This window comes from Aliihoeflea aestuarii, from assembly GCF_024105665.1.
Classification (GTDB): domain Bacteria; phylum Pseudomonadota; class Alphaproteobacteria; order Rhizobiales; family Rhizobiaceae; genus Aliihoeflea; species Aliihoeflea aestuarii.
Map to the genome: position 1 here is coordinate 1 of NZ_JAAAMK010000018.1, position 19950 is coordinate 19950.

General features: G+C 62.7%; 17 protein-coding genes. 13 read left to right on the forward strand and 4 right to left on the reverse strand.

Annotated features, from left to right (window positions below):
- Positions 1 to 270: 270 nt before the first annotated feature.
- Positions 271 to 2226, reverse strand: a complete 1956-nt coding sequence (acs, locus tag GTW25_RS19970) for an acetate--CoA ligase (RefSeq protein ID WP_252914046.1) — start codon at positions 2224 to 2226, stop codon at positions 271 to 273.
- Positions 2227 to 2478: 252 nt separating this feature from the next.
- On the opposite strand from acs, the gene GTW25_RS19975 reads away from it, so the two are divergent.
- Positions 2479 to 2751 (forward strand): usg protein, encoded by a 273-nt coding sequence (locus GTW25_RS19975; RefSeq protein WP_252914047.1) that lies wholly within the window; start codon positions 2479 to 2481, stop codon positions 2749 to 2751.
- Between the two features lie 142 nt (positions 2752 to 2893).
- On the opposite strand, the gene GTW25_RS19980 is transcribed toward GTW25_RS19975, so the two are convergent.
- Together GTW25_RS19980 and GTW25_RS19985 are read right to left on the reverse strand one after the other, a co-directional pair.
- Complete coding sequence (locus tag GTW25_RS19980; protein ID WP_252914048.1) at positions 2894 to 4387, reverse strand: SLC13 family permease; 1494 nt, start codon at positions 4385 to 4387, stop codon at positions 2894 to 2896.
- A 77-nt stretch (positions 4388 to 4464) separates the two neighbouring features.
- Positions 4465 to 5127 (reverse strand): YggS family pyridoxal phosphate-dependent enzyme, encoded by a 663-nt coding sequence (locus GTW25_RS19985; RefSeq protein WP_252914049.1) that lies wholly within the window; start codon positions 5125 to 5127, stop codon positions 4465 to 4467.
- A 96-nt stretch (positions 5128 to 5223) separates the two neighbouring features.
- Here GTW25_RS19985 and leuS point away from each other — a divergent pair, with 96 nt between their 5' ends.
- The 3 genes from leuS (at position 5224) to GTW25_RS20000 (ending at position 9388) form a co-directional block, all read left to right on the forward strand.
- Positions 5224 to 7851 (forward strand): leucine--tRNA ligase, encoded by a 2628-nt coding sequence (gene leuS, locus GTW25_RS19990; RefSeq protein WP_252914050.1) that lies wholly within the window; start codon positions 5224 to 5226, stop codon positions 7849 to 7851.
- On the forward strand, positions 7838 to 8386 hold the full coding sequence (locus tag GTW25_RS19995; protein WP_252914051.1) for an LPS assembly lipoprotein LptE: 549 nt from the start codon (positions 7838 to 7840) through the stop codon (positions 8384 to 8386). The genes leuS and GTW25_RS19995 overlap by 14 nt, the downstream gene beginning before the upstream one ends.
- Positions 8387 to 8488: 102 nt before the next feature.
- The gene (locus GTW25_RS20000) at positions 8489 to 9388 is read left to right on the forward strand and encodes a 1-acyl-sn-glycerol-3-phosphate acyltransferase (protein WP_252914052.1); all 900 of its coding nucleotides are present in this window, start codon (positions 8489 to 8491) and stop codon (positions 9386 to 9388) included.
- Positions 9389 to 10022: 634 nt separating this feature from the next.
- On the opposite strand, the gene fsa is transcribed toward GTW25_RS20000, so the two are convergent.
- Entirely contained in the window at positions 10023 to 10676 is a 654-nt protein-coding gene (gene fsa / locus GTW25_RS20005; protein ID WP_252914053.1) for a fructose-6-phosphate aldolase, read from the reverse strand.
- An 81-nt stretch (positions 10677 to 10757) separates the two neighbouring features.
- Between fsa and GTW25_RS20010 the strand changes: the two genes are divergently transcribed.
- From GTW25_RS20010 to GTW25_RS20050, 9 genes are all read left to right on the forward strand, one after another.
- Complete coding sequence (locus tag GTW25_RS20010; RefSeq protein WP_252914054.1) at positions 10758 to 12953, forward strand: primosomal protein N'; 2196 nt, start codon at positions 10758 to 10760, stop codon at positions 12951 to 12953.
- Positions 12954 to 13010: 57 nt separating this feature from the next.
- The gene (rhuM, locus tag GTW25_RS20015; RefSeq protein ID WP_252914055.1) at positions 13011 to 14042 is read left to right on the forward strand and encodes a RhuM family protein; all 1032 of its coding nucleotides are present in this window, start codon (positions 13011 to 13013) and stop codon (positions 14040 to 14042) included.
- Between the two features lie 51 nt (positions 14043 to 14093).
- A complete protein-coding gene (locus GTW25_RS20020; protein ID WP_252914056.1) occupies positions 14094 to 14489 on the forward strand; it encodes an AGROH133_08824 family phage infection protein in 396 nt (131 codons plus the stop codon).
- 229 nt (positions 14490 to 14718) lie between these two features.
- Positions 14719 to 15261 (forward strand): F0F1 ATP synthase subunit delta, encoded by a 543-nt coding sequence (locus tag GTW25_RS20025; RefSeq protein WP_290128142.1) that lies wholly within the window; start codon positions 14719 to 14721, stop codon positions 15259 to 15261.
- Positions 15261 to 16790 (forward strand): F0F1 ATP synthase subunit alpha, encoded by a 1530-nt coding sequence (gene atpA, locus GTW25_RS20030; protein ID WP_252914058.1) that lies wholly within the window; start codon positions 15261 to 15263, stop codon positions 16788 to 16790. The genes GTW25_RS20025 and atpA overlap by 1 nt, the downstream gene beginning before the upstream one ends.
- 30 nt (positions 16791 to 16820) lie before the next feature.
- A complete protein-coding gene (locus tag GTW25_RS20035; RefSeq protein WP_252914059.1) occupies positions 16821 to 17705 on the forward strand; it encodes a F0F1 ATP synthase subunit gamma in 885 nt (294 codons plus the stop codon).
- A gap of 46 nt (positions 17706 to 17751) precedes the next feature.
- Positions 17752 to 19227 (forward strand): F0F1 ATP synthase subunit beta, encoded by a 1476-nt coding sequence (atpD, locus tag GTW25_RS20040; protein ID WP_252914060.1) that lies wholly within the window; start codon positions 17752 to 17754, stop codon positions 19225 to 19227.
- A gap of 3 nt (positions 19228 to 19230) precedes the next feature.
- Positions 19231 to 19428 (forward strand): eL24 family ribosomal protein, encoded by a 198-nt coding sequence (locus tag GTW25_RS20045; RefSeq protein ID WP_252914061.1) that lies wholly within the window; start codon positions 19231 to 19233, stop codon positions 19426 to 19428.
- The gene (locus GTW25_RS20050; RefSeq protein WP_252914062.1) at positions 19421 to 19819 is read left to right on the forward strand and encodes a F0F1 ATP synthase subunit epsilon; all 399 of its coding nucleotides are present in this window, start codon (positions 19421 to 19423) and stop codon (positions 19817 to 19819) included. Before GTW25_RS20045 ends, GTW25_RS20050 begins: the two co-directional genes overlap by 8 nt.
- Positions 19820 to 19950 lie beyond the last annotated feature (131 nt).

Here is a 19950-nt window from a genome sequence, read left to right on the forward strand (position 1 = left end):
GGAAGGGACCCGGCCAAGCCTCGGTCTCGCCAGCAGGCGGATCAGGATTCCGACGGTATCCTTCCCGCATTCACTCTACACCACCCCGAACACACAGGATTCCTGTGACCAGCACAGGAATGACGGCGGGAAGGGTGGTGGAAGCCATCGGTGTCCCGATTTGCAAATGCCCTCGGTCCCGTCACCCCTGTGCTCGTCACAGGGGTCCAGGCCGCAATAAGTACCGTACGCACGACGGGGCCGAAAATTCGGCCTCGTGTTTGAACACACCTACTTCTTCTTGTTCTGCCGGTTCTCCACCAGATCGTCTACCACAGCCGGGTCGGCGAGCGTGGAGGTGTCGCCCAGCGCGCCGTAATCGTCCTCGGCGATCTTGCGCAGGATGCGGCGCATGATCTTGCCGGAGCGGGTCTTGGGCAGGCCCGGCGCGAACTGGATCTTGTCGGGCGAGGCGATCGCGCCGATCTCCTTTCTGACATGAGCGACGAGTTCCTTCTTGAGCTCGTCGGTCGGCTCGACGCCGTTCATCAGCGTTACATAGCTGTAGATGCCCTGGCCCTTCACATCGTGCGGATAGCCGACGACGGCCGCTTCCGAGACCTTGTCGTGGGCGACGAGGGCGGATTCGACTTCGGCCGTGCCCATGCGGTGGCCCGACACGTTGAGGACGTCGTCGACGCGGCCGGTGATCCAGTAATAGCCGTCCTCGTCGCGCCGGCAGCCGTCGCCGGTGAAGTATTTGCCCTTGTAGGTCCAGAAATAGGTCTGGATGAAGCGCTCGTGGTCGCCATAGACCGTGCGCATCTGGCCGGGCCATGAATCGATGATGCACAGATTGCCGTCTGCCGCGCCCTCGATCACCGCGCCCTCATTGTCGACGAGCTGCGGCTGGATGCCGAAGAAGGGACGCGTCGCCGAGCCGGCTTTCAGGTCGGTCGCGCCGGGCAGCGGCGTGATCAGGATGCCGCCGGTTTCGGTCTGCCACCAGGTGTCGACGATCGGGCAGCGCTCGTCGCCGACGACGCGGTAATACCATTCCCAAGCTTCCGGATTGATCGGTTCGCCGACGGAGCCGAGAAGGCGCAGCGACTTGCGCGAGGATTTCGTCACATTCTCGTCGCCCGCGCCCATCAATGCGCGGATGGCGGTCGGCGCGGTGTAGAAGATGTTGACCTGATGCTTGTCGATGACCTGCCAGAAGCGGCCGGCGTCGGGATAGTTCGGCACGCCTTCGAACATCAGCGTCGTCGCGCCGTTGGCGAGCGGTCCGTAGACGATGTAGGAATGGCCCGTCACCCAGCCGACATCGGCCGTGCACCAGTAGATGTCCCCGTCGTGATAGTCGAAGACGTATTCATGCGTCATCGAGGCGTAGACGAGGTAGCCGCCGGTGGTGTGCAGGACGCCCTTCGGCTTGCCGGTGGAGCCGGACGTATAGAGGATGAAGAGCGGGTCTTCCGCGCCCATCGGCTCTGCCGGGCAGTCGGCGGAGACCTTGGCAATCTCGTCCTCGTACCAGATGTCGCGGCCGTTCGCCCAGCCGACAGTGCCACCGGTGCGCTTCACGACGAGCACCTTCTTCACCATCACATGCTGGCGCGCGGCGATGTCGACGGCCTTGTCGGTGTTCTCCTTCAACGGGATTTTCTTCCCGCCGCGCAGGCCCTCGTCGGCGGTGATGACGAAGGTGGATTCGCAATCGACGATGCGTCCGGCGAGCGCGTCGGGCGAGAAACCGCCGAAGACGACCGAATGGACCGCGCCGATCCGCGCGCAGGCGAGCATCGCATAGGACGCCTCGGGGATCATCGGCATGTAGATGGTGACGCGGTCACCTTTTTGGACGCCGTGGTCCTTCAGGACATTGGCGAGGCGGCAGACCTTTTCGTGAAGTTCGCGATAGGTGATCTTTTTGTCTTCGGCCGGGTCGTCGCCTTCCCAGATGATGGCCGTCTGGTCGCCGCGCTTTTCGAGGTGCCGGTCGATGCAATTGTGGGCGATGTTGGTCTTGCCGTCCTCGAACCATTTGATGGAGACATCGCCGTCGAAGGACGTGTTCTTGACCTTGGTGAAGGGCGTCGACCAGTCGATCCGCTTGCCGTGCTCGGCCCAGAAGCCTTCGGGGTCGGAGACGCTCTTGTCATACCATTTCAGATAGGTGTCGTTGTCGATGAGCGCGCGCTCTTTCCATTCCGGCTTCACACGATGGGCTTTCACCTCGGACATTCATTCCTCCCGTTGGGCTTTCATGCGGGCGCGGCCGCTTCTGGTGGCGGCATTATTAGCATTTGAAGTGTGGGGGCAACATTAGACGATGGGTGCGAGAGACGACCCGGTGAATCTTGTGATGTGGGAACGCCTATACCGCTGATCGTGCGTGGTAAAATCGGCGTGTGCGCGTCAAAATCAATAGACGGTTAACCACGACGCACGCACAATCGACGTCGCTTCATCAGTCATGTGCGGGGTTCGAAGACCATGCAGCGGACAAGTGAAATGGAGCTGATGCTCCAGGGCTATGGACTGACCACGGCGCAGATCCTCTATCGGATGCCGGACCATCCGGGCCTGCTCCAGACATTCATCTGGCAACATTACGACCTGGCGCCGAAATTTCCGGCGCTCTACAGGTTTCTCGATTTCTGGCGCGAGAGCCTCGACGGGCCGCTCCATTCGGTCAGCTACAGCCACAAGAGGCTGATTTCGCCGAACGAATGGAGGAATGTCAGTGGGGAACTCGTCCTGCACTGAGCCGTCGAGGCTCAGCGCATGATGTGCGTCAGGATCGCGAAGGCGAGCATGCTGAAGGCAACGGCGCCGAGCGGGATCATCGCCTCGAAGGCGGCCTTGCCGAACAGCAAAAAGAAAGGGCCGCCCGAGGCGGCCCTTCAATTTATCCGGCGGCGCGCTGCGCCCAGTCGGGGATTTCGCCGATGGTGACGCCGAAGAAGGTGATCAGCAGCCAGTAGCCGAGCGTCGTCAAAAGGACGAGGGCGGCCAGATTGTGCCAGATGCCTTGCCGGACCATCTGCGGGATCGTGACATGGCCCGAGCCGAAGACGAGCGCGTTGGGCGGGGTGGCCACCGGCAGCATGAACGCCATCGACGCTGCGATCGCCGCCGGCACAGTCAGCGTCAGCGGGTTTTCGCCGAGCGAGACCGCGAGCGCCGCCATCAGCGGCAGGAAGGTCGCGGCCGTCGCCGTGTTCGAGGTGAACTCGGTCAAAAGCAAGATGACGGTCGCGACGAGAGCGATCACCGCGATCAGCGGAAGCGCGCTCGCCATGTTGCCCATCTGGTCGCCGATCCACTGGTCGAGGCCGGTCGAGACCACTGCCGCTGCGAGGCTGAGGCCGCCGCCGAACAGAAGCAACACACCCCAAGGCAGGCGAAGCGCATTGCGCCATTCGATCAGCGCACCGCCCTTGCCGTCCCCGGCCGGCAGCACGAACAGGGCAAGCGCGGCCATGATCGCGATAGAGGTGTCGTTGAGGCCGGGAATGTAGTCGTCGAGGATCGTGCGGAAGATCCATGCGAGCGCAGTGATCACGAAGACGATCGCGACGCGCTTTTCGGGCACCGACCATGCGCCGAGCTTGGCCAGTTCGTCGCGGAAAAGGTCGCTTGCGCCTTCCACCTCGCCGCGTTCGAGGCGCAGGGTCAGTCGGGTCAGGAACAGCCAGCTTATGCCGAGCATGACGACCGCGATCGGCAGTCCGATGATCATCCAGCGCGCAAAGCCGATATCGTAGCCGTAGGTCTGATTGAGCGCGCCCGCCAGAAGCGCGTTGGGCGGTGTGCCGATCAGTGTGGCGACACCGCCGATGGAGGCCGCGTAGGCGACGCCCAGAAGCAGCGACAGCGGGAAGTTCGACTTCTTGTCCTCGCCGATCAGGCCGACGACCGACAGCGCGACAGGTAGCATCATGACGACGGTCGCCGTGTTCGATACCCACATGGAGCAGAACGCCGTCGCGATCATGAAGCCGCCGACGATACGGCTTTGCTGCGTGCCCGTGCGCGAGACGATGTTGAGCGCGATACGCCTGTGAAGGTTCCAGCGCTCCATGGCGAGGGCCAGGATGAAGCCGCCCATGAACAGGAAGATGATCGGGTCGCCATAGGGCGAGGTGGCGGCCGAGGCCGATGTTGCGCCCGTCATCGGGAAAAGAGCGATCGGCACGAGTGCGGTCGCGGGAACCGGGATCGCTTCGGTGATCCACCAGATGATCATGAGGCTTGCGACGGCGACGACGCGCCAGCCCTCGATCGACAAGCCTTCCGGGGCGGGAAGGAGCATGAGGATCGCAAAGACCATAAGGCCCGCGAAGATCGGAACGGGGCGCAACTGCATGCGCTCGTCGTCCTTGCTGCTTGTTTCGCTCACCAGTCGATCCTTTCCTGATCCGAAGTGTCGGCCCGCTTATTCCGCAACCGGAAAGGAATCAAGCAGTTTACCAAAGTTCATCGCGTGCCGAAAATCGCCGAGCCGACACGCACGGACGTGGCTCCGAATGCGATCGCGGTCTCGTAGTCGCCCGACATGCCCATGGAAAGCTTTTCGACGCCCGCTTCGCGCGCCAGCTTTTCCAGAAGCGCGAAATGCGGGCCGGGATTTTCGTCGAAAGGCGGGATCGCCATCAGGCCCTCGATGGCTAGGCCGTGAACATCGCGGCAGCGGGCGACGAAGGCGACGGTTTCGCGCGGGTCGATGCCGGCCTTCTGGTCTTCGAGGCCGGTGTTGACCTGGACATAGAGGCGCGGGCGCTTGTCCTGCCGTTCCATTTCCTTGGCCAGTTCGGCGGCGATCTTCTCGCGGTCCACGGTTTCGATCACGTCGAAGAGGGCGACGGCTTCTTTCGCCTTGTTGGATTGCAGCGGGCCGATCAGATGGAGCTCGATGCCGGCAAACTCTTGGCGAAGGCCGGGCCATTTGCCCTGCGCTTCCTGCACACGGTTTTCGCCGAAGACGCGCTGCCCGGCATCGAGAACCGGGCGGATCGCATCGGCGTCGAAGGTCTTGGAGACGGCGACGAGGGTGACGGAGCCGGCGGGACGGTTTGCCTCGTCTTCGGCGGCTTCTATTGCGGCCCTTACCTCGGCAAGGCGGCTGACGGCGTCCGGCATAAGTTCTCCGACATTCATCATTTAGTTGAATTTACGCTCGATCCGTGGTGAAGACCGGTCGAATTTTCGAGCACCTTATCCGGCGAAAAGCAGGCCATGGCAACCGAACGATACAATCCGCGTGCATCCGAACCGAAATGGCAAAAGGCGTGGAACGATTCCGGCCTCTTCGCCACGAAGAACGACGATGCGCGCGAAAAATACTACGTGCTGGAGATGTTCCCCTATCCGTCCGGGCGCATCCATATGGGCCATGTGCGCAACTACACGATGGGCGATGTGGTCGCGCGCTACAAGCGCGCCGTCGGCTACAACGTGCTTCATCCGATGGGTTGGGACGCCTTCGGCCTGCCGGCCGAGAACGCCGCGCGCGACAACAAGGTCAATCCGCGCGACTGGACCTATGCCAATATCGAGACGATGAAGGGCCAGTTGAAGACGATGGGCCTGTCGCTCGACTGGGACCGCGAATTCGCGACCTGCGATCCGAGCTACTACAAGCACCAGCAAAAGATGTTCACGGACATGCTGAAAGCCGGTCTGGTCGAGCGTCGCGCGGCCAAGGTCAATTGGGACCCGGTCGACATGACGGTGCTTGCCAACGAGCAGGTGATCGACGGGCGTGGCTGGCGCTCCGGCGCGCTTGTCGAACAGCGCGATCTGACGCAATGGTTCTTCAAGATCACGTCGATGGCGCAGGACCTGCTCGACGGTCTCGACACGCTCGACCGCTGGCCCGACAAGGTCAAGCTGATGCAGTCGAACTGGATCGGCCGTTCGGAAGGTCTGCAATTGCGCTGGAAACTCGATCCGGCGACCGCGCCCGACGGGACAAGCGAGTTGGAGGTCTACACGACCCGGCCCGACACGATCTTCGGTGCGTCGTTCATGGCGATCGCGGCGGATCATCCGCTGGCGAAAAAGGCAGCGGAAAAGAACCCGGAGCTTGCCGCTTTCAACGATGAGATACGCCGTCGCGGGACGTCCGCCGCCGAGCTGGAAACGGCCGAGAAAAAGGGCTTCGACACCGGTATCCGCGTCGTTCATCCGTTCGACGAAAGCTGGACGCTGCCGGTTTATGTCGCGAATTTCGTGCTGATGGACTACGGCACGGGCGCGATTTTCGGTTGCCCGTCCGGCGACCAGCGCGATCTCGACTTCGCCAACAAATACGGCCTGCCGGTCGTGCCGGTTGTGATGCCGAAGGACGCCGATGCCGCGACCTTCCAGATCATCGATGAAGCCTATACCGATGACGGCGTGATGATCCATTCGCGCTTCCTTGATGGGATGGCGCCGAAGGATGCGTTCGAAGAGGTCGCCTCGCGGCTCGAAAAGACCGACCTTCGCGGTCGCCCCCAGGCCGCGCGCAAGGTGCAGTTCCGCCTGCGCGACTGGCTGATTTCGCGCCAGCGCTACTGGGGCTGCCCGATCCCGGTCATCCACTGCGATTCGTGCGGCTCGGTGCCGGTGCCGGCCGAGCAATTGCCGGTCGAACTGCCGAACGACGTGACATTCGACAGGCCGGGCAATCCGCTCGACCATCATCCGACATGGAAGCATGTGAAATGTCCGTCCTGCGGTGGCGATGCGCGCCGCGATACGGACACGATGGACACCTTCGCCGATTCCTCCTGGTATTTCGCGCGCTTCACCGATCCGTGGAACGAGACCCAGCCGACGACGCTCGACTATGTGGACGGAGCGAAGGGCTGGCTGGCGGTTGACCAGTATATCGGCGGCATCGAGCATGCGATCCTGCATCTGCTCTATTCGCGCTTCTTCACCCGCGCCATGAAGGCGACCGGGCATGTAAACGTGGTCGAGGAACCGTTCCAGGGGCTTTTCACGCAAGGGATGGTCGTCCACGAGACCTACAGGGGCGTGCAGGGCTGGGTGACGCCCGCCGAAATCAGGATCGAGGAAGCGGACGGCAAGCGCCGCGCAACGCTGATCGATACCGGCGAGGAAGTCGCCATCGGCTCGATCGAGAAGATGTCGAAGTCGAAGAAGAACGTCGTCGATCCCGACGACATCATCGCATCCTATGGCGCAGACACGGCACGCTTCTTCATGCTGTCCGATTCGCCGCCCGACCGGGACGTGATCTGGACAGAAGCGGGTGTCGAAGGCGCGCATCGGTTCGTGCAGCGCGTGTGGCGTTTGATTTCCGAAGCTGCCGAGGCTCTTTCCGGCGTTGCGCCTGCCGCAGCCCGCGAGGGCGAAGGTGCGGCGATCTCGAAGCTGGCCCACAAGACCGTCAAGGCCGTCGGCGAAGACATCGAGCGGCTTGCCTTCAACAAGGCGGTTGCCCGGCTGTACGAACTCGTCAACGCGCTCGCCCCGCGCCTGCAGGCAATTTCCGCCGCCGATGCCGCGGAAAAGGCGGCGCTACGCGAGGCGGTCGAGATGCTGGTGGCGATGATCGCGCCGATGATGCCGCATCTGGCCGAAGAGTGCTGGGCGCAGATCGGCGGGCGCGGGCTGGTGGCCGAACGCTCCTGGCCTGCCTTCGATGCGGCGCTGACCGTCGATGACGAGATCGTCCTGCCGGTGCAGGTCAACGGCAAGAAGCGCGGCGATTTGACAATCGCGCGCGACGCTGACCAATCTGCCGTCGAGGCTGCGGCGCTCGCTCTCGACTTCGTTCAGAAGGCGCTCGAGGGCAAGACCCCGCGCAAGATTGTCGTGGTGCCGCAGAGGATCGTGAATGTCGTTGCCTGATTTCGTCCGCTCGCGGCTTGCCGCCGGTCTTGCGCTTGGCGCGCTCGTCATGCTCGCCGGCTGCACCGTGCAGCCGCTCCATGGTTCGGGAGGGCCGGGCTCGCCCGGCAGCGCGGTCAGCGCCGAACTGGCCTCCGTCGCCGTGGCGCCGGTGAGCGACCGCGTCAGCCAGGAGGTTCGCAATCATCTGATCTTCCTGCTTTCGGGTGGCGCGGGCGAGCCGGCGAGCGCGCGCTATACGGCACGGCTTTCCGTTTCCGTGGCGGATGCGTCCGCCGCCTCGATCCAGGTCGGCCGGGACGACGAGCCGACCGCGTCGCTGGTGACGGTGAACGTGGCCTATGCGCTGACGGATGCGACCGGCAACACGGTCGGCCAGGGGTCGCGCTCGGCGCAGGCGCCCTATGACGTCTCGCCCCAGCAATTCGCGGCATTGCGCGCCGGGCGCGACGCACAGAACCGTGCGGCGCGCGAGGCGGCCGAACTCGTCCGGCTGGCAATCGCGCAGGATCTTTCACGCATTGCTACACGATAGCTGAGCGACAGGAACTTTTTGTTACCGAAGCCATTCTTGTCAGAATGTCATGCGCACGTCATGCCAATCGGCGAAATGACGGTGCATGACGGAGTGGACAGAATGAATCTTCGGCAAGCGCCGTACAGCCTTACCTCGCTCGTCAGCAATTTCCTGGCTTCGGGACAACCGCGGGATCACATCGTCGATCAACTGATCGCCGAGCGGGCGACTGCAATGTCGCGACATCCTGCATGGCCGGTGCTGCGGCCATTGATCTATCGGTATTTCGACTATGATCTGGCCGTCGCGATGGCCGATGAGATCGCTCCCTTGTCGGGATTGGAAGCATTCGATTTTCTGAGCCGTCTTCTGGCCCTCGATGTCTCCGTGACGGGGCGGCAGAACATTCCCAGGACCGGCGGGTTCGTGCTTGCGCCCAGCCACCCGACCGGCATCGCCGACGGCATCGCGGTCTACGAGCTGATGAAGTCGGTTCGAACCGACCTTTCCATCTTCGCCAACCGGGACGCGCTGCGCGTTGCGGTGGGGTTCCGGGACATGATCATTCCCGTCGAATGGCGGCAGGGCGAAAAGACGCGGTCGAAAAGTCGCGATACGCTCGAAATGACGGCACGGGCGTTTTCCGGCGAACGTGCCGTGGTGCTCTTTCCCTCGGGTCGGATCGCCTACTGGAACGGCGGCAAGCTGACGGAGCGTCCCTGGCAGCCGAGTTTTGTGGCGCTCGCACGCCGCTACAACGTGCCGGTCGTGCCGGTGCGAATCACGGCGCGCAATTCGGGCCTGTTCTACTTCCTGTCGAAATATTCGACCGAGATGCGCGACATGACGATCTTCCACGAGCTCTTGAACAAGAAGTGCAAGCCGTTCTCGATCACGGTCGGCAAACCGGTCGCGCCGGATTTGCTGGCGGGCGATGCGGCACAGGTCGCCGCGCTGTTGCAGGCTCATACGGTCGAGGGACTCGCGGCGGACCCCGACGCGGAATTCGTCAGGGACTAGCCTGATTCAGCGCCGTCTCACAGGGTGACATGGCGAGGCATGGACCCCTGTGACGAGCACAGGGGTGACGGTGCAGAGGTTTGCGCGAACCTCCGACGTCGGTGATTGACACGAATCTGGATGCTGTCATGCCTGAGCCCGCCTTGCCCCCGTGACAAGCTGGGTCAGCGAGCACAGGGACGACGGCGGGAAGGACGTGGAACCCGTCAGCGTTGGCACTTGGCAAAACCATTCATCCCGTCATGCCTGTGCTCGTCACAGGCATCCATGCCTCGACCTTGAAGCGGCCTGAAAGCTCTCAAAAAAAACCCGTCAGGCGGCATCACAAACGGACGAACCCGTCAGGCGCACACGGCGGAAGGGCTGACGGCGGACCCCGAAGCGGAATTCGTCAGGGACTAGCTTGGTTCGGCGCCGTCCAGCAAGGTGATATGGCGAGGAATGGACCCCTGTGAAGAGCACAAGGGTGACGGGATAGATGAATTTGCAAGTCGTCGACGGCGATGGGTTACATTGCCATTACTGCCGTCATGCCTGTGCTCGTCACAGGCATCCATGCCTCGACCTTGGCGCGGCCCGAAAGCTCAAAAAAAACCCCGCCAGAGCGGGGCTTTCCTTGCAAACGGCCGACCCGTCAGCCGATCTTCTGGCCCGTCTTGGCCCAGTCGGCGAGGAAGGATTCCAGCCCCTTGTCCGTCAGCGGGTGCTTGACCAGCGCTTTCAGTGTTGCGGGTGGAACGGTGGCGACGTCTGCGCCGATCATGGCGGCAAGCTTGACGTGGTTCACGGTCCGGATCGAAGCTGCAAGAATGTTCGTCTGGAAATCGTAATTGTCGTAGATCGTGCGGATTTCGGAGATGACTTCCATCCCGTCGGTGCCCATATCGTCGATGCGGCCGATGAAGGGCGAGATGTAAGTCGCGCCGGCCTTGGCGGCGAGCAGCGCCTGGTTGGCCGAAAAGCAGAGCGTCACATTGGTCTGGCGGCCATCGCCCGTCAGCGCCTTGCAGGCCTTGAGGCCGTCCAGCGTCAGCGGCAACTTGATGCAGATATTGTCGGCGATCTTCGACAGGACGTCCGCCTCGCGCATCATCTCGGCATAGTCGACCGCCGTCACTTCGGCCGAAACGGGGCCGTCGACGATGTCGCAGATTTCCTTGGTGACTTCCTTGATGTCGCGTCCTGCCTTGAGGATCAGCGAGGGATTGGTGGTCACGCCGTCGAGCAGGCCATACTCGTTGAGTTCGCGGATTTCTGCCACGTCGGCTGTGTCGACGAAGAATTTCATTTCGTGCACTCCTTGGTTGGCCATCCGGCCATTCGCTTTGGCCCCTTGCACTAGCGCAAGATCGGGGCAAGGTCACGTCCGATGAACCAAGATTCGCTCTCGTCCCTCTTCGACCTGACCGTCGTGCCGGTGCTGGTGCCTTTGCCGGCGGACCGGCCCTATTCCTATGTGGTGCCGCAGGGAATGAACGTCGAGTCCGGCTCGATCGTGCGCGTGCCGCTCGGGCCGCGTCAGGTCGCCGGCATCGTGTGGGACGGCGACGGCGGCCGCGTCGATCCGAAGAAGCTGCGCGCGATCGAACAGGTTTTCGACTGCCCGCCGATATCCGAGCCTCTGCGCCGATTCGTCGACAAGGTTGCCGCCTATACGCTGTCGCCGCCCGGCATGGTGGCGCGCATGCTGCTTCGTGCGCCCGCCGCATTCGATCCCGAACCGATGATCGACGGGCTCGTCCTGTCCGGCCGGCACCCCGACCGGATGACGGAGGCGCGCCGGCGCGTGCTCGAACTTGCGTCGGACGGGCTTGCCTGGACGCGTTCGGGACTGGCGCGGGCGGCTGGAACGTCGCTGACCGTGATCGACGGGCTGAAGGCGCAAGGCGTGTTCGACGCCGTCGAGATCGCGCCACGCCCGATCGTCGCCGCTCCCGATCCCGACTACGGCGCGTCCAGCCTCGTCGGCGAGCAGGGGCAGGCGGCCGAACATCTCGTGAAGCGGGTGCGGGACGGCGGGTTTTCGACCACCCTTCTCGACGGCGTGACCGGCTCGGGCAAGACCGAGGTCTATTTCGAGGCGATCGCCGAGGCCGTGCGGGCCGGCAGGCAAGTTCTCGTTCTGGTGCCGGAGATCGCGCTGACGGCAGCGTTTCTCGAACGCTTCCACGACCGGTTCGGGGCGAAGCCTGCGGAATGGCATTCGGACCTCGCGCCGAAGACGCGCGAGCGGGTCTGGCGGCAGGTGGCCGAGGGGCGCGTGAAGGTCGTCGCGGGCGCGCGTTCGGCGCTGTTTCTTCCGTTCAGGGATCTGGGGCTCGTCGTCGTCGACGAGGAGCACGACCCGGCCTACAAGCAGGAAGACCGCGTCTTCTACAATGCCCGCGACATGGCGGTGCTGCGCGGGCATATCAGCGGATTTCCGGTGGTGCTCGCCTCGGCGACGCCGTCGGTGGAAAGCCGGGTCAACGCCGTTCAGGGCCGCTATGAGCGTGAGGTGCTTTCAGGCCGCTTCGCCGAGGCCGCGCTTCCCGATATCCGCGCGATCGACATGCGCCGCCATCCGCCCGCGCGGGGCGGCTTCCTGTCGCCGATGCTGATCCAGGCGGCGCGCAGGGCCGTCGAGCGCGGCGAGCAGGCGCTGTTCTTCCTCAACCGGCGCGGCTATGCGCCGCTGACCTTGTGCCGCGTTTGCGGTCACCGCTTCCAGTGCCCGTCCTGCTCGAGCTGGCTGGTGGAGCACCGGTTTCGCGGACAATTGATGTGCCATCATTGCGGACATGCCGAGCCAAGGCCCGAAGCCTGCCCGTCCTGCGGCACGCTCGACCATCTCGTGCCGTGCGGGCCGGGCGTGGAGCGGATCGCCGAGGAAATCGTCTCGCACTTTCCCGACGCGCGCACGATCGTGCTGTCGTCGGACATGCTGGGCGGGGTCAAGCGCCTTCGGCTCGAACTCGACGCCATCGCCAATGGCGATGCCGACATCGTTATCGGCACGCAGCTTGTCGCCAAGGGCCACAACTTCCCGAATATGACGCTGGTCGGCGTAATCGACGCGGATCTCGGCCTTGCGAACGGCGATCCGCGGGCGGCCGAGCGGACGTTTCAGCTTTTAAGCCAGGTGACGGGCCGCGCCGGACGGACCGGCAAGAAGAGCGTCGGACTGTTGCAGACCTACCAGCCCGATCATCCGGTGATGCGGGCGCTCGTTTCAGGCGATGCGCAGGCGTTCTACGAGCGCGAAGTTGGCGAGCGCGAGCGCGGCCGTCTGCCGCCGTTCGGGCGGCTCGCCGGGATCATCGTCAGCGCCGTTACGCGAACCGAGGCGGAAAATCATGCGCGCGGATTGCGAAAATCCGCACCGCAGGCTCCCGAGATCATGGTGCTCGGCCCTGCCGAAGCGCCGCTGGCGCTGATTGCCGGCCGGTATCGCTTCCGCCTGCTGGTGCATGGCGAGCGCCGGGCCGATATTCAGGGCTTTGTCCGCGAAATGCTGACACGGGGACCGAAGGAACGCGGCTCGGTGCGGGTGAACGTCGATATCGATCCGCAGAGCTTTTTATAGACAGACATCTCTATTTGTTCTACTTACGTTCTTGTGCGCAACTACGAGGCAGGCATAATGGTCATCGGTTCTGAGCCAGTTGAAATTCTTGAAGAAGAGACGACTGGTGATTGGTTCCTGATCTATGAAGCTGCTGGCGGGCTGCGGCTTGATGTTCGCTACGAGGGCGAAACTCTTTGGATGACGCAGGCGCAAATCGCGCAACTTTTTGGACGCGATCAGTCGGTCATATCGCGCCATATTCAGAACGTAGTAGATGAAGGCGAACTGGATGCCCCGAGCAATATGCAAAAAATGCATAATGCTCGCTCAGCAAAGCCTGTAACGCTTTACACTCTCGATATGGTCATTTCGGTTGGTTATCGCGTGTCATCGACGCAAGCGACCATCTTTCGCCGCTGGGCAACCGGAATTCTTGTTCAGTTTGCAAGAAGCGGGTTTGTGATCGACAGGCAGCGCTTAAAACAACCGGAGAACGCAGGTCGCATAGCAGAGCTTCGTGAGATTGTTCGCGAACTTCGTGCGGATGAGGCCAATGTCTATCGCGAACTACGCGCCATTTGCGCGATGTGCCAGGACTATGACCCATCGATGTCAACGGCGCGCGAATTTTATCAGCGCGTGCAAGCCAAGCTTGTCTATGCAGTGACATCGCATACGCCTTCAGAAATCATCCTGGAGCGCTCCGATCTAGAAAAGCCAAATATGGGTTTGGAGAACTGGAGCGGATCGCAGCCGCGAAAGCAGGATGTCGCCGTATCCAAGAACTATCTTTCGGAGCGCGAATTAAAGGAACTCAACCGTCTGACCGTCATCCTTCTCGATATTTTCGAGGATCAACTGGATTTGGGACGACTGGTCATCATGGATGATGCGAGCCGGCTGCTTGATGATCAATTGGCAAGTCTCGGGCGCGTGGTTTTGCGCAGCGGCGGGTCCGTACGTGCGGCTGACGCGAGAAAACATGTCGAACATCTCTATTCCCGGTTCGATGAATTGCGTCGTCAAGAGCGGCGAGCGGTAGCCGACGAGAGTATTGCAAACCTCGCCAGGGAGGCGCGGACGTTGCCGAAGGTACGGAAGAAGTGATAGCGGTCCGCATCCATTATGGATTCGTGATGTTCTGAGCGGGGGCGTTGGATGGAACTCTCATTTCCGTGGCCGTATTCGCAGGGCGAGTGGCTGGCGTGGTCTTCGGCGGCGGTGACCGTCCTGTTCGGGCTGATGACGCTGTTCGCGCCGCGCCTGTCTTTGCGCATCCTTCGCCTCCAGACGGCGCCCGATCATCCCGAGGCGCTGGCGGAGGCGCGGGCGACCATGTCCGGTTTCTATCTCGGCCTCGGTCTTTGCTGCATCCTGCTTGCCCAGCCGCTGCTTTATCTGACGCTCGGCGCGTCATGGGCGCTGACGGCGTTCGGGCGCGTCGTCTCGATGCTGTCGGATCGCGGCAATACGCCCTATAACTGGGTGGCGCTGATCGTCGAGATCGTGCTGGCCGGCCTGCCTTTGGGCTTCGCGCTCGGCTTCGCCGTCTGATCGTCAGGGCTGCGACAAAACGGACAAAAACCCCGCCGCAAGGCGTGTTGCGAGTCCCGAATGCCTGTGCTAGACGGCAATCGACTTTTGACCGGGGGATGCGGCCAGGCTGCTCGTCCGGGGGAATTTTTCAACGAGGTCAGGGATTTAGCCGGTCGATCGCGCCGGTGCTCGAATTCGCTGCCTTCCAGATGAAGAGAAAACACGGTTCGTGGCACAGTCTGGCTCGATGATCACAGGTGTTTCGGAGCGCTATGCGCGCTCGCTGTTCGAACTGGCGAGGGATGAAGACGCCCTGGCTGCAACGGAGGCCGATCTTGGCCGTTTCGCCGAACTTCTCGATGGAAGCGAGGATCTGAAGCGGCTCATTTCGAGCCCGGTCTTCTCGGCAGACGATCAATTCCGCGCGGTTTCGGTCATCCTCGACAAAGCGGGCTTCAAGGGGCTCGTCGCCAATTTCCTGCGCGTCGTCGCGCAGAACCGACGTCTCTTCGCGGTTCCCGGTATCATCGAAGCGTTCCGCCGCATCGCCGCCGAAGCGCGCGGTGAGGTCTCTGCCGATGTCGTTTCCGCGCACGCGCTTTCCGCGGCGCAGGAAAAGGAACTCAAAGCGGCGCTGAAAGGTGTCGTCGGCAAGGACGTGGCTTTCAATCTCACGGTCGATCCCTCGATCCTCGGCGGCCTCGTCGTCAGGGTCGGATCGCGCCAGATCGATACGTCGCTCAAGACAAAACTCAATTCGCTCAAGCTTGCACTGAAAGAGGTCGGCTGATGGACATCCGCGCCGCGGAAATTTCCGCAATTCTCAAGGACCAGATCAAGAATTTCGGCCGTGAGGCCGAGGTCTCCGAGGTCGGTCAGGTTCTCTCCGTCGGCGACGGCATTGCGCGCGTCTACGGCCTCGACAACGTCCAGGCGGGCGAGATGGTCGAGTTCCCGGGCGGCATTCGCGGCATGGCGCTCAACCTCGAAGCCGACAATGTCGGCGTCGTCATCTTCGGTGCCGACCGCGACATCAAGGAAGGCGACACCGTCAAGCGCACCGGCGCGATCGTGGACGTTCCGGTCGGTCCGGGCCTGCTTGGCCGCGTGGTCGACGCTCTCGGTAACCCGATTGACGGCAAGGGCCCGATCGATGCCGTCGAGCGCAAGCGCGTCGACGTCAAGGCACCCGGCATCATTCCCCGCAAGTCGGTCCATGAGCCGATGTCGACCGGCCTCAAGGCCATCGACGCCCTGATCCCGGTCGGCCGCGGCCAGCGCGAACTGGTCATCGGCGATCGCCAGACCGGCAAGACCGCGATCATTCTCGACACCTTCCTCAACCAGAAGCCGCTCAATGACGGCGACGACGAGAGCCAGAAGCTCTATTGCGTCTATGTCGCCGTCGGTCAGAAGCGTTCGACCGTCGCGCAGCTCGTCAAGGTTCTCGAAGAACGCGGCGCGATGGACTATTCGATCGTCATCGCGGCGACCGCTTCGGACCCGGCTCCTATGCAGTATCTGGCGCCGTTCGCCGGCTGCACCATGGCCGAATATTTCCGCGACAATGGCAAGCATGCGCTGATCGCCTATGACGATCTGTCCAAGCAGGCCGTCGCCTACCGCCAGATGTCGCTTCTTCTGCGCCGCCCGCCCGGCCGCGAAGCCTATCCTGGCGACGTCTTCTACCTGCACTCGCGTCTTCTCGAGCGCGCCGCCAAGCTCAACGACGAGCTCGGTGCCGGTTCGCTCACCGCTCTGCCGGTCATCGAAACGCAGGCCAACGACGTGTCGGCCTACATCCCGACAAACGTGATCTCGATCACCGACGGCCAGATCTTCCTCGAAACCAATTTGTTCTTCCAGGGCATCCGCCCGGCCGTGAACGTCGGTCTGTCGGTGTCGCGCGTCGGCTCGGCCGCTCAGGTCAAGGCGATGAAGCAGGTCGCCGGCTCGATCAAGGGCGAGCTCGCCCAGTATCGCGAGATGGCCGCGTTCGCGCAGTTCGGCTCGGACCTCGACGCCTCAACGCAGCGCCTCCTCAACCGCGGCGCGCGCCTGACGGAGCTTTTGAAGCAGCCGCAGTTTTCGCCGCTGAAGACCGAAGAGCAGGTCGCGGTGATCTTCGCCGGCGTCAACGGCTATCTCGACAAGCTCGCGCTCGCCGATGTCGGCAAGTTCGAGCAGGGCCTGCTGGCGCATATGCGCTCCGAAGGTAAGGGCGTGCTCGACCAGATCCGCAAGGAAAAGGCGCTGTCCGACGATCTGCGTGGCAAGCTTAAGGGCGAGATCGACAAGTTCGCGAAGAACTTCGCCTGAGGCCTTTGACGAGAAAGCAGAGATTGCCGCATGGCTTCACTGAAAGACCTTCGTAACCGCATCGCCTCGGTCAAGGCGACGCAGAAAATCACCAAGGCGATGCAGATGGTCGCCGCGGCGAAGCTGCGTCGTGCCCAGGAGGCCGCCGAGGCCGCGCGCCCCTATTCGGAGCGCATGGCCGCGGTTCTGGCCAACATCGCCGGCGCGGTCGATGCCGTCGACGCACCGCCGCTGATGACCGGTACGGGCAAGGACGACGTGCATCTGCTCGTTGTCGCGACGGCCGAGCGTGGTCTGTGCGGCGGCTTCAACTCGCAGATCGCGCGTCTGGCGCGCGAGCATGCGCGCAAGCTTCTGGCTGAAGGCAAGACGGTCAAAATCATCACGGTCGGCAAGAAGGGTTACGACATCCTGCGCCGCGACTATGCGAGCCTGATCGTTGAGCGTATCGAACTGCGTGACGTGAAGCAGGTCGGTTTCACGAATGCCGACCAGATCGCACGCAAGGTGATCCAGCTCTTCAATCAGGGCGAGTTCGACGTCGCGACTTTGTTCTATTCGCAGTTCAAGTCGGTCATCAGCCAGATTCCGACGGCACAGCAGATCATTCCGGCGTCCGCACCGCTCGTGGATGCGGCCGAAGAGACCTCCGGCAATACGCCCGTCTACGAGTACGAGCCGGATGCCAGCGAAATCCTCGGCGACCTCATCCCGCGCAATATCTCGATCCAGATATTCCGCGCGCTGCTCGAAAACGCGGCCGGCGAGATGGGTGCCAAGATGTCGGCGATGGACAGCGCCACGCGCAATGCCGGCGACATGATCAACAAGCTTTCGATCACCTACAACCGTCAGCGCCAGGCGCAGATCACCAAGGAACTGATCGAAATCATTTCCGGCGCGGAAGCGCTGTAATCGACTTGGCGCACCTGCTGCGCCGTGAAGAAAGAGGCTCAAAACGATGGCTAAAGCAGCTACCAAAACCACGGCGGCCCCAAAGGCGGCCACGCCTGCCGCAACCGGCTCGGCCGGCACGGTCCGTCAGGTCATCGGCGCCGTCGTCGACGTTGCCTTCGACGGTCAGTTGCCGGCGATCCTGAACGCGCTCGAGACCGACAATAACGGTCAGCGCCTCGTTCTGGAAGTCGCGCAGCATCTCGGCGAGAACACGGTTCGCACGATCGCGATGGACTCGACCGAAGGTCTCGTCCGCGGCCAGGCCGTGACCGACACCGGCGCGCCGATCATGGTTTCTGTCGGCCCGGAAATGCTCGGCCGCATCATCAACGTCGTCGGCGAAGCCATCGATGAGGCTGGCCCGCTTAGCGCGACCGAAAAGCGCGCGATTCACGCACCGGCGCCCGAATATATCGAGCAGTCGACCGAATCCGAGATTCTCGTCACGGGCATCAAGGTCATCGATCTGCTCGCGCCTTACGCAAAGGGCGGCAAGATCGGCCTGTTCGGCGGTGCCGGCGTCGGCAAGACCGTTCTTATCCAGGAATTGATCAACAACGTCGCCAAGGCGCACGGTGGTTACTCGGTGTTCGCCGGCGTCGGCGAGCGGACGCGTGAAGGCAACGATCTCTATCACGAGTTCATCGAGTCGGGCGTCAACAAGGCCGGCGGCGGCGAAGGCTCCAAGGCCGCGCTCGTCTACGGCCAGATGAACGAGCCGCCCGGTGCGCGCGCCCGCGTCGGCCTGACGGGCCTGACCGTCGCCGAATATTTCCGCGACCAGGGTCAGGACGTTCTGTTCTTCGTCGACAACATCTTCCGCTTCACGCAGGCGGGTTCGGAAGTGTCGGCACTTCTCGGCCGCATTCCTTCGGCCGTGGGCTACCAGCCGACCTTGGCGACCGACATGGGCGCTCTGCAGGAGCGCATCACGACGACGACCAAGGGGTCGATCACCTCGGTTCAGGCGATTTACGTGCCCGCCGACGATTTGACCGATCCGGCTCCGGCAACCTCGTTCGCCCACTTGGACGCCACGACGACGCTGAACCGCTCGATCGCCGAAAAAGGCATCTACCCGGCCGTCGATCCGCTCGACTCCACGTCGCGCATGCTCGACCCGCAGATCGTCGGCGAAGAGCACTATTCGGTCGCCCGCGACGTTCAGCAGACATTGCAGCGCTACAAGTCGCTTCAGGACATCATCGCGATCCTGGGCATGGACGAATTGTCCGAAGAGGACAAGCTCACCGTCGCCCGCGCCCGCAAGATCGAGCGCTTCCTGTCGCAGCCGTTCTTCGTGGCCGAAGTGTTCACGGGCGCGCCTGGCAAGTTGGTCGACCTCGCTGACACCATCAAGAGCTTCAAGGGCCTCGTCGCCGGTGAATATGATCACCTGCCGGAAGCCGCTTTCTACATGGTCGGCTCGATCGAGGAAGCGGTCGAGAAGGGCAAGAAGCTGGCCGCAGAGGCCGCTTGATCCATGAGCGCACGCATCCTTCGACCGGAGGACGCCGTGAACGAAAATTGTCCGTGGTCGGGAAAGCCGATCGCGGACGATTCGCTGACCCTCTACAGGGGCGCGGTCGTCGGGTTCTGTAATCCCGGCTGCCGCGATAAGTTCGAGAAAGCCGTAGCCGACTTCGACGCGGCGCTTTCAAGGCAGGGTAACAATGGCTGATCGCTTCAAATTCGAACTCGTTTCGCCGGAACGCTTGCTCGTTTCCGAGGAAGTCGAGGCCGTCGTGATCCCGGGCTCCGAGGGCGAGTTCACGGTCATGGCCAACCATGCGCCGTTCATGACGACCGTCAAGCCGGGTGTCGTGCGAGTGCAGTTCGGCGGCGGACGGGAAGACAGATATGTCGTGTTCGGCGGCTTTGCGGACGTTCTGCCGGAAGGCTGCACGCTGCTGGCCGAATCCTCCGTAGCGGTTGCGGAACTGGACAAGGCCGATATCCAGCAGCGCATCCAGGACGCGCGCGAGGATCTCGACGACGCCAAGGACGATGAAGGCCGCTCAAAGGCCGAGCAGCTCATCGCGCAGCTTTCGACGCTGCACGACGCCGTTTAAGCAAAATTCTGAATTCGATGATGGCGGGCATTGCCCGCCATTTTTGTTTGTTTGGTTGCAGGGTGAAGCCCTTGCAGCCGTTGGCGAGCTATCGACGCTTTTTATCAGGTCGGACTGTCGAGGCATGGATT